Origin of the sequence: Streptomyces sp. NPDC005955 (assembly GCF_042871255.1) — a bacterium.
In the GTDB taxonomy this organism is placed as follows: domain Bacteria; phylum Actinomycetota; class Actinomycetes; order Streptomycetales; family Streptomycetaceae; genus Streptomyces.
Genome location: NZ_JBIAIF010000010.1, coordinates 244,285 through 259,032 on the forward strand (window position 1 = coordinate 244,285; position 14,748 = coordinate 259,032).

Below are 14,748 nucleotides of genomic sequence, written 5' to 3' on the forward strand. Positions count from 1 at the left end.
GGGTTCACAGCCGCTCCACCACGCCCTCGGCCACCGAGAACCGCGCGCCCGTGAGGACGTCCGGCACGTCGTCGTCCACCGCTGCCGTCACGAGGACCTGCTCCCCGGGCGCCACCAGCTCCGCGAGGCGTTCCCGGCGCCGGGTGTCGAGTTCCGCGAAGACGTCGTCCAGGACGAGCACCGGCTCGTTGCCCTCCGCGCGCAGCAGGTCGTACGAGGCGAGGCGCAGGGCCAGGGCGTACGACCAGGACTCGCCGTGGCTGGCGTACCCCTTCGCGGGGAGCTGGCCCAGCTTCAGCACCAGGTCGTCGCGGTGCGGTCCGGCGAGGGTGATCCCCCGCTCGATCTCCTGTTTGCGGGCCTCGGCGAGCGCGTCGAGCAGCTGTTCGTACAGTTCCTCGCGGGTGTGGCCGTCGCCCGGTGCGGACGGCTTGTACTCCAGGGCGAGCGGGCCGCCGCCGGGGGCGAGCTGTTCGTACGCCTTGTCGGCGAGGGGCTGGAGGGAGGCGATCAGGTCGAGCCGGTGGGCGAGCAGTTCGGCGCCGGTGCGCGCGAGGTGCTGGTCCCAGACGTCCAGGGTCGACAGGTCGGTGCCGCGGCCGCCGTGCCGGCGGGCCAGCGCCGCGGACTTCAGCAGGGTGTTGCGCTGCTTGAGGACGCGGTCGTAGTCGGAGCGGACGCCGGCCAGGCGCGGCGAACGGGCGGTGATCAGCTCGTCCAGGAAGCGCCGTCGCTCCCCGGGGTCGCCCTTGACCAGCGCGAGGTCCTCCGGCGCGAACAGCACCGTCCGGACTATCCCCAGCACGTCCCGCGGCCTGACCTGCGAGGACCTGTTGATCCGGGCGCGGTTGGCGCGGCCCAGATTGATCTCCAGCTCGACCAGCTGCTGTCGTTCGCCCTGCCGGACGGCGGCCCGCACCACCGCGCGTTCGGCCCCCATGCGCACCAGCGGGGCGTCGGAGGAGACGCGGTGGCTACCGAGGGTCGCCAGATAGCCGACGGCCTCGACCAGGTTGGTCTTGCCCTGCCCGTTGGGACCCACGAACGCGGTGACGCCGGGGTCGAGCGGCACGTCGACCCCGGCGTACGAGCGGAAGTCGGCCAGCGACAGATGCGTGACGTGCATGGTCGTGGCCGACCTCCCTCGGTGTGGTGCCCCCGCGGGTGCGCGGGGCGGTTCTCAGGGCCCGATGACCGTCCCGGCGCGGCGGCCGGGACGGCTCGGGGCCCTCGTCAGGCCTTCTCTACGGCGTGGCCACCGAACTGGTTGCGCAGCGCCGCGATCATCTTCATCTGCGGCGAGTCCTCCTGCCGGGAGGCGAAGCGGGCGAACAGCGAGGCGGTGATCGCGGGCAGCGGCACCGAGTTGTCGATCGCGGCCTCCACCGTCCAGCGACCCTCGCCGGAGTCCTGGGCGTAGCCCCGGAGGCCCTCCAGGTGCTCGTCGTCGTCGAGGGCGTTGACGGCGAGGTCGAGCAGCCACGAGCGGATCACGGTGCCCTCCTGCCAGGAGCGGAAGACCTCGCGCACGTCGGTGACCGACTGCACGGCCTCCAGCAGCTCCCAGCCCTCGGCGTAGGCCTGCATCATGGCGTACTCGATGCCGTTGTGGACCATCTTGGCGAAGTGGCCGGCGCCGACCTTGCCCGCGTGCACCGAGCCGAACTCGCCCTCGGGCTTGAGCGCGTCGAAGACCGGCTGCACCTTGGCGACGTTCTCCTTGTCGCCGCCGTACATCAGCGCGTAGCCGTTCTCCAGGCCCCAGACGCCGCCGGAGACACCGCAGTCCACGAAGCCGATGCCCTTGAGGCCCAGCTCCACCGCGTGCTTCTCGTCGTCCGTCCACCGGGAGTTGCCGCCGTCGACCACGACGTCGCCGGGCTCCAGCAGCGCGGCCAGCTCGTCGATGGTGGACTGGGTGGCGGCACCTGCCGGGACCATCACCCACACCACGCGCGGGCCCTTGAGCTTGCCCACCAGCTCTTCGAGGCTGTCGACATCGGCGAGGTCCGGGTTGCGGTCGTATCCGATGACGGTGTGGCCGGCGCGGCGGATGCGCTCGCGCATGTTCCCGCCCATTTTGCCGAGGCCGACGAGACCGAGCTCCATCAGTGGTTCCTTAAAGTCGCGAAGTGGCGTGCGGACACTTGGTGTATCTGCGTCCGAGCCTACGCCCGCGGCCCCGCGCACAGCTGTCGGTCGGGCCGCTCATACGTACTCCCACCTGCGGGTCTCCCCGCGACAGGCGGGCCACGGACGCCGGTGCCCGGTCGGGGCCGTCCGGACCGGGCCGACGCACGCACGGCGTCGGCCCGGAGCCGGTACGAGGTCCGGGCCGACGTCCGATACGAGCCCGGTCAGCCCGAGAGGCGGACCGGCATGATCAGGTACTTGTACGCCTCGTCGGCCTCGGCGTCCACGGCCGGCCGGCCGCTCAGCAGCGCGGGCTTGGTCGACGTGGTGAAGGACAGCTGCGCGACCGGCGAGTCGATGGCGCTGAGGCCGTCGAGCAGGAACGTCGGGTTGAAGGCGATCGAGATGTCGTCGCCCTCCAGCACCGCGTCGACCCTTTCCACAGCCTGTGCGTCGTCGCTGGAGCCGGCCTCCAGGATCAGCACGCCCTGCTCGAAGCTGAGCCGCACCGGGGTGTTCCGCTCGGCGACCAGGGCCACGCGCTTGACGGCCTCCACGAAGGGGGCGGTCTCGATGACGGCGATCGAGTTGAACTCGGTGGGGAACAGCGTGCGGTACTTCGGCAGGTCGCCTTCGAGCAGCCGGGTGGTGGTGCGGCGGCCCGCGCCCTCGAAGCCGATCAGGCCCTCGCCGGAGCCGGAGCCCGACAGGGCGATGGTGACGCTGTCGCCGCTGGTGAGCGCCTTCGCGGTGTCCAGCAGGGTCTTCGCGGGCACCAGGGCGACCGCGGAGGAGTCCGGGACCTCGGGCTTCCACAGGAACTCGCGGACCGCGAAGCGGTAGCGGTCGGTGGAGGCCAGGGTGACCGTGTCGCCCTCGATCTCGATGCGCACGCCGGTCAGCACCGGGAGCGTGTCGTCGCGGCCCGCGGCGATGGCGACCTGGGCGGCGGCGGCGGCGAAGACCTCACCGGGGACCGTGCCCGTCGCGGACGGCATCTGCGGCAGGGAGGGGTACTCCTCCACCGGCAGGGTGTGGAGGGTGAAGCGGGAGGAGCCGCACAGGACCGTCGCCCGCACGCCGTCGGTGGAGATCTCCACCGGTCGGTTCGGCAGGGCACGGCAGATGTCGGCGAGCAGCCGGCCGGAGACGAGGACCGTGCCGTCCTCCTCGACCTCGGCCTCCACCGAGACCCGTGCCGAGACCTCGTAGTCGAAGCTGGACAGGCTCAGGGCACCGTCCTCGGCCCTCAACAGGAGGCCGGCGAGGACCGGCGCGGGGGGACGGGCCGGGAGGCTGCGTGCCGCCCACGCCACTGCCTCCGCGAGTACGTCGCGTTCCACCCGGATCTTCACCTAAGCCCGCCTCCTGCTGTTGCTGGCCGCTCTCGCCCCGTCTGGGGTCGCCCTGCTGTCCGTGCGGCGGTTCCGTCGGGTCCGCCGTGGTGTCGCCGTGCCCCGGGACGGGGAGGCCACCGGGACCAGTCTGACGCACCGCACTGACAGTAGGTGCCTCTCGGGGTCAAGTCGCGCGAACCGGCTCGGACGGCGACGGGGCCGAGTTGTCCACACCCCCAGCTTCGAAGCGGATTCCCCGGTAACTCTAGTCGGTAGTAGTAGTAGGGCCTGTGGATACCGTGGATAACCTCGTTTTCGCAGCTCAGCAGCGGTTTTTTGTCCACCGTGCCTGTGGGTGGAGGCGGTGGAAAACCCGGGCTTTCTGTGGACGGGCGAAAGTTGTGCACACCTGATGCACAGGAGGGGGTGGGTTCTCCCCAAGGCTGTCCCCAGCTTTGCCCGAGTTCCCCACAGCCCCATCCGGCACCTTGATGTGACGCCTTTCACTCCACCCGGTGATGAGGCGCGTTGGGTTGCCGAACAGTGGACAGAACTGTGGAGAAGCCCCGTCATGCTGGGGACAGCAGGCGCAGACCTGTGGGCGGCCGGTGGACAACTGCGGAGGGCGTCTGTGGACGGATCGCTTGTCCACACCCTGTGGAGAGTCGTTGTCCACGAATCCACACCCCTCTGAGCTGGCCGGATGATCACCCGGGAGCGCGGCCTGTGGACACGGTCTGGATAACTTCGCAGTCCCCAGGGTGTGGAAACGAAAAAGTCCCCGGATCTGTGGAGAACACCCGTAACCCCCGACGGATTCGAACAACGGCGGCGGCGCTGCACCGGGAACGGGCGCGCGGAGGCGGCGCGCCCGGAGCCCGAACGGGGGTCGCGGGGGCGCCTCGGAGCTCCGAGGCGCCCGTCCCCGAAGGTCGCGGGTGCCCGGGACGGCCGGCGGCGCGGTCCCGGGGGCGGGGCAGCGCGGCTCGCGGGGCGCCCGGGCGGCTGCCTCTCGGGTTCGAGGGACAGGCTTTGGCGGACGTAGCGGGGGTGGGCGGGAGGCGCCGTGGCCGGGGTATCTGGCGCATCCGGGTCGGTGGGGCGCGGCGAACCGCGGTCTCGCCGGGTGGCCGGCCGTCTCGGGCCCGCGGGACGGGCCGGAGGACGTCGCCGGGGCGGGTGGGAGGCGCCGCGGCCGGGGCGGCCGGGGCGGCGAACCGCGCAGCGCTGTCTCGGCGGGTGGCCGGATCGGGGACGGCGATGTGCTCGCCGGGGTTCGGGGCGCGGGCGGGAGGCGCCGCGGCCGGGATGGCGGGGGCTCCCGCGCCGGGTGCCAGGGGTGGCGTCGGCCGGGGGCGCAAGGAGCACCCGGCACCAGGCCGCGGGCTGACCGCGGAAGGGCTGCGGGCCGGAGGACGGCGGAGCCGGTGCGCGGGAGGGCGACCGGTTCGGGGAACGGACGGAGCCGGCCGCGCAAGGGCGGCCCGCGCGGTGCGTCAGCCGTTCTTGATGCGGTTGGTCAGCTCGGTGACCTGGTTGTAGATGGACCGCCGCTCGGCCATCAGCGCCCTGATCTTCCGGTCCGCGTGCATCACCGTCGTGTGGTCACGGCCGCCGAACTGCGCACCGATCTTCGGCAGCGACAGGTCCGTCAGCTCCCGGCACAGGTACATGGCGATCTGCCGGGCGGTCACCAGGACCCGACTGCGGGATGAGCCGCACAGGTCGTCCACGGTCAACCCGAAGTAGTCGGCGGTCGCCGCCATGATCGCCGTGGCGGTGATCTCGGGCGCCGAGTCCTCGCCCCCCGGGATCAGGTCCTTCAGCACGATCTCCGTCAGCCCCAGGTCCACGGGCTGCCGGTTCAGCGAGGCGAAGGCGGTCACCCGGATGAGGGCGCCCTCCAGCTCCCGGATGTTGCGGGAGATGCGCGAAGCGATGAACTCCAGCACCTCCGGCGGTGCGTTGAGCTGCTCCTGCACCGCCTTCTTGCGGAGAATCGCGATGCGCGTCTCCAACTCGGGCGGCTGCACATCCGTGATGAGCCCCCACTCGAACCGGTTGCGCAGCCGGTCCTCCAGGGTCACCAACTGCTTCGGCGGCCGGTCGGAGGACAGGACGATCTGCTTGTTCGCGTTGTGGAGCGTGTTGAAGGTGTGGAAGAACTCCTCCTGCGTCGACTCCTTGTCCGCGAGGAACTGGATGTCGTCGACGAGCAGGATGTCCATCTCGCGGTAGCGCTTGCGGAAACTGTCGCCCTTGCCGTCGCGGATGGAGTTGATGAACTCGTTGGTGAACTCCTCGGAGCTGACGTACCGCACCCGCGTGCCCGGATACAGGCTGCGCGCGTAATGGCCGATCGCGTGCAGCAGATGGGTCTTGCCGAGGCCCGACTCCCCGTAGATGAAGAGCGGGTTGTACGCCTTCGCCGGGGCCTCCGCGACCGCGACCGCGGCGGCGTGCGCGAACCGGTTGGACGCCCCGATGACGAACGTGTCGAACAGGTACTTGGGGTTCAGCCGCGCGGTGGGTTCGCCGGGCCCGGAAGGCTGGGCGGACTGCCCGCCGCCGGGAGCGCCCCCGCCGGGCCCGGAGGACGCCGAGGGGCCGCCCGGTCGCGTGCCGTGCGGGCCCCGCGGACCGTGTCCCGGACCGCCGTGGCCGCCGTCGAGGTGACCCGTGCCGCCGTGCGGTCCCCGCGGCCCCGTGCCCTGCTGCCCGTCGGACGGCTCGCCGTGGTCGGGCCGCCCCGGACGCCCGTCGCTGCCGTCGTACGCCACGCGCCGCTGCTCGTAGGGCGGGCGCTCCCCGTCGTAGCCGGAGCGCTCGGCGTCGTACGGCGCGCGGTCCGGGTCGTAGGGGCCGCGCTCGGAGTCGTAGGGGGAACGGTCCGTCTCGTACCCGCGCCGCTCCGGCGGCTGGGTGCGGTAGTCGTGCCGCTGCTGACCGGGGTTCGCGTACGGGTCGCGCTCCGGGTAGCCCAGCTGCTGCTGCCAGCCGTAGTCGTCGTGCGGGCGCGGCCAGGAGCCCGGCTCGGGGCGCTGGTAGTCCGGGTAGGCGGGGCGAACGGTCGGCAGCTGGTCCGCGCGGCCCGCCGGCGGCTGGTCCCCGTGCGGGCCCGACTGCTGGTCCGGGCGGCCGCCCGCAAGCTCGTCGGAGGGCCGTCGGTAGCCGTCGTACGCGTCCCTGGGCTGCCCGGGGGACGGCGGGAGGTCCGGCTCCTCGTACCGCTGCGGGGGCACCGGCGCCACCGGGGGGGCTGAGGCGCCCGGCTCGGCGCCGGCGGTCTCGTCGACCGTGATGGCGATCCGGATGGGGCGACCGCACTCGCGGCTCAGGGTCTCGCTGACGACCGGGGCGAGCCTGCCTTCCAGGACGCCCTTGGCGAACTCGTTGGGCACGGCCAGCAGCGCGGTGTCCAGCACCAGCGCCAGCGGCTGGCACCGCTTGATCCAGTGCTCGTCCTTCGCCTCGACCCCCTGCCCGCGACCCTCCCCGAGAAGCTGCTCCAGTACTCGTGGCCACACTGCGGCAAGATCGGCAGGTACGTCAGCCACAGAGCACGCTCTCTCACGGGTCCCGCGAAGGTGCACTTCTCGGGACGGGGTACGGAAGGAAGATCAAGGACCCGGGGGCCGGGTGGGGCAACGATCGGGCGGGGCGACGGGCCGGAGGACGAATCGGAGTCAAGCCACGGTAGTCAGGGCGACCGGTGCTGTTCAAGTTGTTGTCCACAGCCTGTGCATAGTGTCTCGCACTGCTCCCCGCTGTCGCGCCGGACCCGCTTCCGAATCGCTGGTTTGACCGGACGGCGGGGCCGCGCGTACCGTAACCAGGTCGAGTTGTCGATGGCTGCTGCCGCCTGCCTCCGATGGGCACAGATCACCTCCTAGTGATCGTGAAAGCGGTGCACTCGGGCGTAATACGAGCTTCTCGTGGGCGCACGGTGACAGCCAGGCGGCAACAGCCACCGACAACCACCGAGTCATTTCTGGAGCCCCCGAGTGAGCAAGCGCACTTTCCAGCCGAACAACCGTCGTCGCGCCAAGACCCACGGCTTCCGGCTGCGGATGCGCACCCGTGCCGGCCGCGCGATTCTCGCGTCCCGCCGTGGCAAGGGTCGCGCCCGCCTGTCCGCCTGATCGCAGTCAGGTCATGACGTCGTGCTGCCTTCCGAGCATCGGCTGAGGCGGCGCGAGGACTTCGCGACCGCGGTACGACGAGGACGCCGGGCCGGCCGCCCGCTCCTCGTCGTCCACCTACGCAGCGGTGTCACCGACCCGCACGCGCCTGGGGAGAGCGTTCCCCCGCCGCGTGCGGGTTTCGTCGTGAGCAAAGCCGTCGGCGGGGCGGTCGTCCGCAACTCCGTGAAGCGAAGGCTTCGCCATCTGATGCGCGAACGGATCGATGGGCTTCCCCCCGGTAGCCTGGTGGTCGTGCGCGCGTTGCCCGGTGCGGGCGACGCCGATCACGCGCACCTGGCCCGAGACCTCGACGCCGCCTTCCAGCGGCTCCTGGGAGGGGGCACGCGATGAAGTATCCGCTGCTGGTTCTGATCAAGCTGTACCAGTGGACCATCAGCCCGTTGCTCGGGCCGGTCTGCAAGTACTACCCGTCGTGTTCCCACTACGGCTACCAGGCCATCGACCGGCACGGAGCGATCAAGGGCACGGCACTCACCGCCTGGCGGATTCTGCGGTGCAATCCGTGGTCGCTCGGCGGAGTCGACCATGTTCCGCCGCGCAAGCGTCCGCGGTGGCACGAAATGCTGCGCGACGCCTGGCGCGGACGCAAGGGCGGGAAAGCCGCCCTCGGCGCGTCCTCCGGGGACGGCACTGCCCCGGTGAGCCCGGCCGCCGAGACCCCGTCCCATGCTCAAGGAGCCTGATTAGTGGATGACATCGTAAGTTCGATCGCCGGTTTGTTCAGCTTTATCACCACGCCTGTCTCCTGGGTGATCGTCCAGTTCCACAAGCTGTTCGGTGCCGTCTTCGGTCCGGACACGGGCTGGGCCTGGGGCCTGTCGATCATGTCCCTGGTGATCCTGATCCGGATCTGTCTGATCCCGCTCTTCGTGAAGCAGATCAAGGCGACCCGGGCCATGCAGACGCTCCAGCCCGAGATGAAGAAGATCCAGGAGCGCTACAAGAACGACAAGCAGCGTCAGTCCGAAGAGATGATGAAGCTGTACAAGGAGACGGGCACCAACCCGCTCTCCTCGTGCCTTCCCATCCTGGCGCAGTCGCCGTTCTTCTTCGCCCTGTACCACGTGCTCAGCAGCATCGCCTCGAACAAGACGGTCGGCGTCATCGACCAGCCGCTGCTGGAGAGCGCCCAGAAGGCGCACATCTTCGGCGCCCCCCTGGCCGCGAAGTTCATGGACAGCGCGGACAAGGTCGAGGCCCTCGGCTCCACGCTGCTGGACGTCCGGGTCGTCACGGCGATCATGATCGTTCTGATGTCGCTGTCGCAGTTCTACACGCAGCGCCAGCTGATGACCAAGAACATCGACACCACGGTGAAGACGCCGTTCATGCAGCAGCAGAAGATGCTGATGTACGTCTTCCCCGTGATCTTCGCCGTCTTCGGCATCAACTTCCCGGTCGGTGTCCTCGTCTACTGGCTGACCACCAACGTGTGGACCATGGGCCAGCAGATGTACGTCATCCGCCAGAACCCCACTCCGGGCAGCAAGGCACAGGGTGACTACCTGGAGCGGCTCCTCAAGCAGGCGACGAACAAGAAGAAGATCGGTAGCCGTCGCGACCGTGCGGCGGTGAAGATGATCGTCGCCAAGGGACGGGACCGCAACGAGAACGAGCGGCGCTTCATCAACGGGCTCTCCAAGGCCGGACTGGCCGCTCAGACCGACGGTGCGGTGGCCGTCAGCGATGTGGTGACCACCGAATCCGAGGACGGCGAGACGGCTGCCGGCGCCGGCCGGCGTCAGCAGCCCAAGCGTCAGTCGAAGTCCCAGCGCCAGACCCGGCAGCCCGCGACGCCCGACACCCCGAAGACCTCGCTGACGAAGTCCGAGGACGAACCCCGGGCCGCCAAGCGAGAGCCCAAGCCCGCCGGTGGCCAACCCGGCTCCGGTACCCGCAGCAAGGCCAAGTCCGGGCCGCGCAAGGGCCCGCAGCGTCCTCAACACCCCTCCAAGAAGTAAGAAGGAGTCCATCCCGTGACGGAAGGCACCACCTCCGCCGCCGCTGAGGGCGACACCATGACCCGCCTTGAGCAGGAGGGCGAGATCGCGGCGGACTACCTTGAGGGTCTGCTCGACATCGCCGATCTCGACGGCGACATCGACATGGACGTCGAGGCCGACCGCGCCGCGGTGTCGATCATCAGCGACAGCGCGCGTGACCTCCAGAAGCTCGTCGGCCGTGAGGGCGAGGTCCTGGAAGCCCTTCAGGAGCTGACCCGGCTCGCGGTGCACCGCGAGACCGGTGACCGCAGCCGCCTGATGCTCGACATCGCCGGCTACCGCGCGAAGAAGCGCGAGGAGCTGTCGGAGATCGGCGCCAAGGCCGCTGCCGATGTGAAGAACACCGGCGAAGCGATCAAGCTCGATCCGATGACGCCCTTCGAGCGCAAGGTCGTCCACGACGCGGTCAAGGCCGCCGGACTGCGGAGCGAGTCCGAGGGCGAGGAGCCGCAGCGCTTCGTCGTCGTCCTCCCCGTCTGATCGGCACGTGAGTTCCCGGCCCCGTCTGTTCGCAGACGGGGCCGGTCTTTGTCAGCCTGATAGTCATCACCCAGTGCGGTTACGCGGTACGGAAGGACGGTCCCCGTGACGGAGGCAGCGGAACTCCCCCCGGCGCCCGAGCAGGCCCGGGAGGCATTCGGTGATCGTTTCGACGACGCCGTTCGGTACGCCGAGCTGCTGGCCGAAGCAGGGGTCCGGCGTGGGCTCATCGGTCCCCGTGAGGTGCCACGCCTCTGGGAACGGCATCTCTTGAACTGCGCGGTCCTCTCGGAGGTCGTGCCGACCGGCGTGACGGTCTGCGACGTGGGTTCCGGCGCCGGGCTGCCCGGCATCCCGCTGGCCCTGGTCCGCCCGGATCTGAAGATCACCCTGTTGGAGCCGCTCCTCCGCCGCACCAACTTCCTCAACGAGGTCGTGGAGCTGCTGGGCCTCGACCATGTGACCGTGGTGCGCGGCCGGGCCGAGGAGGTACTCGGCAAGCTGACCCCGGTGCATGTGGTGACCGCACGTGCGGTGGCTCCACTGGACCGACTCGCCGCCTGGGGCGTTCCCCTGCTCCGTCCCTACGGAGAGATGTTGCTCCTCAAGGGCGATACGGCGGAGGAAGAGGTCAAGAGTGCGGGGGCTGCCTTGAGCAAGCTCGGCGCCGTGGACACCTCGGTCCTGCACGTCGGTGAGGGCATCGTCGACCCGTTGTCCACCGTGGTGCGGGTGGAGGTCGGTGAGAGCCCCGGAGGCGTGCGCTTCGCGGCCAAGCGGGCCAAGGCGGCCCGGGTGAGTCGGGCGCGCCGTCGTCGTTGATCGACTGCTTGAAGATCGGCCCCGGCAGTGGTGAAGGTGGTTCTCACCCGCCGGGGCCTTTCTGTGCCGTCAGCCGCTGCACGACCCGGGCAGGCCAGGGCGCCTCACCACGACTGCGACCGGGCCTGAGCCCTTCCCTCCACCACCGGTGCCGTACTCCACCCAAGCTGCCCCGCCGCATGCTGCGGAGTGTCGCACCGGTGCGGTCGGGATGGCTCGGCATCGTGTTTCACGTGAAACGTCGCTCACTGCTGCACGGCATCATCGGTCGCGGCCGGGCCGGGGCCGAACCTCGTGACCGCAAGCCCCTTGGCTCACTCAAGTCACCCTCAGGAGGAACGGAGTTTTCCACAGAAGCGGAATTCTCCACAGAAGCACGGGCCTCGCTGGTTCGCGACCCCACCGCCATGGGAGGCTCTGTTCATTGCGAGCCTGAAGTCGAGGAGAGTGAATCCGTGCGGTCCGACGCCCACATCGCGGGACCGATGACCGATCCGGTCCCCGGTCCCCGTACCGAGTCGGCGGGGGAGGATGTTTCACGTGAAACACCGCCGCCGATGGATGACACCCCTATCGGTCGTGCTGCCCAACTGGCGATGGAAGCGCTGGGCCGCACCGAGGGCGGTCTGCCCCGACCGGAGCAGACCCGCATCATGGTGGTCGCCAATCAGAAGGGCGGGGTGGGCAAGACCACCAGCACGGTGAACCTTGCGGCTTCACTCGCGATGCACGGCAACCGCGTTCTGGTGATCGACCTCGACCCCCAGGGCAATGCCTCCACCGCGCTGGGGATCGACCATCACGCCGAAGTCCCGTCCATCTATGACGTGTTGATCGAGAGCAAGCCGCTCTCCGAGGTGGTGCAACCGGTACCGGACGTCGAAGGTCTCTTCTGCGCTCCCGCCACGATCGACCTTGCCGGTGCGGAGATCGAGTTGGTCTCCCTGGTGGCCCGGGAGAGTCGCCTTCAGCGTGCCATCCAGGCGTATGAACAGCCCCTCGACTATGTGCTGATCGACTGCCCGCCCTCGCTGGGGCTTCTCACCGTCAATGCGCTCGTGGCCGGTGCCGAGGTACTGATCCCGATCCAGTGTGAGTACTACGCGCTGGAGGGACTGGGGCAGCTGCTGCGCAATGTCGATCTGGTCCGCGGTCACCTCAATCCGACGCTGCATGTGTCGACGATCCTGCTGACCATGTACGACGGTCGGACACGGTTGGCCTCACAGGTCGCCGAGGAGGTTCGCACGCACTTCGGTGAAGAGGTGCTGCGGACCAGCATTCCCCGCTCGGTGCGCATCTCTGAAGCACCGAGTTACGGGCAGACAGTCCTGACCTACGACCCGGGGTCAAGCGGTGCCCTCTCCTACCTCGAAGCCGCGCGAGAGATCGCCCTACGAGGGACCGAGATGGTGTACGAAGGGCAGCACGCCCGTGCGGGTCATCACAACAAGCACCAGAGCATGGCGGAGGGGACTCAGTGAGTGAACGACGTAGGGGGCTGGGCCGTGGACTAGGCGCCCTCATCCCGGCCGCCCCGACGCCCGAGAAGACGAGCCAGGCCGCCGGCCCGAGCCCCACGGTGCCGGCCGCTGCGGGACCGGTGCTGACGACGGAACGTGGAGTGGCCGCGGCGAAGGTGACCTCGCTGCCCGCGAGTACGGTGTCCCCCGAGTCCCTCATCGGAGGAACCCCGGAGAACACCACGGGGGCCTACTTCGCCGAACTGCCCCTCGACTCCATCGCGCCCAACCCCCGTCAGCCGCGCGAGAACTTCGACGAGGACGCCCTGGCGGAGTTGGTGACCTCCGTCAAGGAGGTCGGCCTGCTCCAGCCCGTGGTCGTTCGGCAGGTGAGTCCGGGACGCTTCGAGCTGATCATGGGCGAGCGTCGCTGGAGGGCCTGCGGCAAGGCCGGTCTGGAGCGCATCCCGGCGATCGTCCGGGCCACCGAAGACGAGAAGCTGCTGCTCGATGCCCTGCTGGAGAACCTCCACCGGGCTCAGCTCAACCCGCTCGAAGAAGCCGCGGCCTACGACCAGCTACTCCGGGACTTCAACTGCACGCATGACCAGTTGGCCGACCGGATCGGCCGGTCCCGCCCCCAGGTCTCCAACACCCTACGGCTGTTGAAGCTCTCCCCGCCGGTGCAGCGTCGGGTGGCCGCGGGTGTGCTGTCGGCAGGGCATGCACGTGCTCTGCTGTCGGTGGACGACTCCGAGGAGCAGGACCGGCTCGCCCACCGGATCGTGGCCGAAGGGCTTTCCGTCCGGGCGGTCGAGGACATCGTCACTCTGATGGCGTCCGGCCCGCAGACCGCTCCGCGGTCCAGGGGGCCACGGGCCGGGGGGCGGGTTTCGCCCGCGCTGACTGATCTCGCCACCCGGTTGTCGGACCGGTTCGAGACCCGGGTGAAGGTGGACCTGGGGCAGAAGAAGGGCAAGATCGTGGTGGAGTTCGCCTCCATGGAAGACCTGGAGCGCATCCTTGGCTCGCTGGCTCCGGGGGAGGGACAGGTGCTTCAGAAGGGCCTGACCGCGCAGACTCCCGACAGCACGGAGGAGTGAGCCCACAGCCGAGCTTCTTCCTCCGCAGCGGGGCAGAGTGACGAGGACGGGTCGTCTCCGGTGAACACCGGGAATCGACCCGTCCTTTGCTGTGTGGCGAGGTCCGCGTCATCGCTTCGTGGATACGATCGAGGAGCACTGCCTCCGTGCCCGGTGTGACTCTGGGGCAACGAAGGTGGTGCGGGCAAGGAAGTGAGGTGCTGCCGGTATGGGGCGTCGGCTCGTACCGCTCACACTGGACAATCTGAAGGACCTTCCGCACCGCTGCCGGGCGTGCGTGTTCTGGGAGCTGGACCCGGTCAGTGGGCATGCAGCGACCCGGGCGGGGAAGCCGGAGGTGGAGAAGGAAGCCTGGATCTCCGCTGTTCTGCTGGAGTGGGGGTCCTGCGGCCGGGTCGTCTATGTGGACGATGTCCCGGTGGGGTTCGTTCTCTACGCTCCCCCGGCGTACGTCCCTCGTTCCACGGCCTTCCCGACGAGCCCCGTCGCGGCGGACGCCGTCCAACTGATGACGGGATGGATCACTCCGGCCTACCAGGGACAGGGGCTCGGACGCGTGATGGTGCAGACCGTCGCCAAGGATCTCCTGCGGCGGAACGTCCGAGCCATCGAGGCATTCGGTCAGGCCCGTTGGGCAGAGCCTGCTTGTGTGCTCCCTGCGGACCATCTCCTGGCGGTGGGCTTCAAGACCGTGCGGCCGCATCCCTCCTTCCCGCGACTTCGGCTGGAGTTGCGCACCACGCTCTCCTGGAAGGAAGACGTGGAGATGGCGCTCGATCGTCTGTTGGGGGCCGTCCAGAAGGAACCAGCGCTACGCCCGCTCTAACGATGTTTCACGTGAAACATTCATCGGCCGTCAGTCGGCGATGAAGTCCTCCAGGTCGCGCACGATGGCGGCCTTCGGCTTGGCGCCCACGATCGTCTTGGCGACCTCGCCACGCTGGTAGACGTTCAGCGTGGGGATGGACATGACCCCGTACTTGGCGGCCGTGGCCGGGTTCTCATCGATGTTGAGCTTGACCACCTCGATCTTGTCGCCGTACTCCTGGGCGATGGCCTCAAGGGACGGCGCGATCTGGCGGCACGGCCCGCACCATGCGGCCCAGAAGTCGACCAGAACGGGCTTGTCGCTCTTGAGGACGTCCTCGTCGAAGGAAGAGTCCGTCACATTCTTGAGGGTGCCGGCCACGGCGGGCTCCTTA

14 protein-coding genes are annotated in these 14,748 nt (G+C 69.5%); 9 read left to right on the plus strand and 5 right to left on the minus strand.

The genetic code is table 11. From position 1 onward, the window contains the following. Positions 1-4: 4 nt before the first annotated feature. From recF to dnaA, 4 genes are all read right to left on the minus strand, one after another. Complete coding sequence (gene recF, locus ACFYOU_RS23900; RefSeq protein ID WP_391308290.1) at positions 5-1,126, minus strand: DNA replication/repair protein RecF; 1,122 nt, start codon at positions 1,124-1,126, stop codon at positions 5-7. A gap of 107 nt (positions 1,127-1,233) precedes the next feature. After that, the gene (gnd, locus tag ACFYOU_RS23905; protein WP_387010288.1) at positions 1,234-2,109 is read right to left on the minus strand and encodes a phosphogluconate dehydrogenase (NAD(+)-dependent, decarboxylating); all 876 of its coding nucleotides are present in this window, start codon (positions 2,107-2,109) and stop codon (positions 1,234-1,236) included. Between the two features lie 248 nt (positions 2,110-2,357). Then, complete coding sequence (gene dnaN, locus ACFYOU_RS23910; RefSeq protein WP_389764098.1) at positions 2,358-3,488, minus strand: DNA polymerase III subunit beta; 1,131 nt, start codon at positions 3,486-3,488, stop codon at positions 2,358-2,360. Positions 3,489-4,966: 1,478 nt separating this feature from the next. Next, positions 4,967-7,027, minus strand: coding sequence for a chromosomal replication initiator protein DnaA (gene dnaA, locus ACFYOU_RS23915; RefSeq protein ID WP_391308293.1), 2,061 nt, complete (start codon positions 7,025-7,027; stop codon positions 4,967-4,969). Positions 7,028-7,474: 447 nt separating this feature from the next. On the opposite strand from dnaA, the gene rpmH reads away from it, so the two are divergent. The 9 genes from rpmH to ACFYOU_RS23960 all read left to right on the plus strand — a co-directional run bounded on the left by rpmH (position 7,475) and on the right by ACFYOU_RS23960 (position 14,372). Continuing rightward, positions 7,475-7,612 carry a 50S ribosomal protein L34 gene (rpmH, locus tag ACFYOU_RS23920; protein ID WP_003949374.1) on the plus strand — a complete coding sequence of 46 codons (138 nt, stop codon included), beginning with the start codon at positions 7,475-7,477 and terminating at the stop codon, positions 7,610-7,612. A 21-nt stretch (positions 7,613-7,633) separates the two neighbouring features. Next, entirely contained in the window at positions 7,634-8,005 is a 372-nt protein-coding gene (gene rnpA, locus ACFYOU_RS23925; protein ID WP_389764101.1) for a ribonuclease P protein component, read from the plus strand. Then, positions 8,002-8,358, plus strand: coding sequence for a membrane protein insertion efficiency factor YidD (gene yidD, locus ACFYOU_RS23930; protein ID WP_385489330.1), 357 nt, complete (start codon positions 8,002-8,004; stop codon positions 8,356-8,358). The genes rnpA and yidD overlap by 4 nt, the downstream gene beginning before the upstream one ends. Before the next feature lie 3 nt (positions 8,359-8,361). Further along, positions 8,362-9,636, plus strand: coding sequence for a membrane protein insertase YidC (gene yidC, locus ACFYOU_RS23935; RefSeq protein WP_391308296.1), 1,275 nt, complete (start codon positions 8,362-8,364; stop codon positions 9,634-9,636). 15 nt (positions 9,637-9,651) lie between these two features. Continuing rightward, on the plus strand, positions 9,652-10,158 hold the full coding sequence (locus ACFYOU_RS23940) for a protein jag (RefSeq protein ID WP_387010296.1): 507 nt from the start codon (positions 9,652-9,654) through the stop codon (positions 10,156-10,158). A 105-nt stretch (positions 10,159-10,263) separates the two neighbouring features. Further along, the gene (gene rsmG, locus ACFYOU_RS23945; protein WP_387010298.1) at positions 10,264-10,980 is read left to right on the plus strand and encodes a 16S rRNA (guanine(527)-N(7))-methyltransferase RsmG; all 717 of its coding nucleotides are present in this window, start codon (positions 10,264-10,266) and stop codon (positions 10,978-10,980) included. 407 nt (positions 10,981-11,387) lie between these two features. Then, positions 11,388-12,464 (plus strand): ParA family protein, encoded by a 1,077-nt coding sequence (locus tag ACFYOU_RS23950; protein WP_389764165.1) that lies wholly within the window; start codon positions 11,388-11,390, stop codon positions 12,462-12,464. Then, positions 12,461-13,546 carry a ParB/RepB/Spo0J family partition protein gene (locus ACFYOU_RS23955; protein WP_391308298.1) on the plus strand — a complete coding sequence of 362 codons (1,086 nt, stop codon included), beginning with the start codon at positions 12,461-12,463 and terminating at the stop codon, positions 13,544-13,546. The genes ACFYOU_RS23950 and ACFYOU_RS23955 overlap by 4 nt, the downstream gene beginning before the upstream one ends. 208 nt (positions 13,547-13,754) lie before the next feature. Continuing rightward, positions 13,755-14,372, plus strand: a complete 618-nt coding sequence (locus ACFYOU_RS23960) for a GNAT family N-acetyltransferase (RefSeq protein WP_391308300.1) — start codon at positions 13,755-13,757, stop codon at positions 14,370-14,372. 30 nt (positions 14,373-14,402) lie between these two features. Here ACFYOU_RS23960 and trxA read toward each other — a convergent pair whose 3' ends face one another. Continuing rightward, positions 14,403-14,735, minus strand: a complete 333-nt coding sequence (gene trxA, locus ACFYOU_RS23965; RefSeq protein ID WP_385489348.1) for a thioredoxin — start codon at positions 14,733-14,735, stop codon at positions 14,403-14,405. Positions 14,736-14,748: the final 13 nt, after the last annotated feature.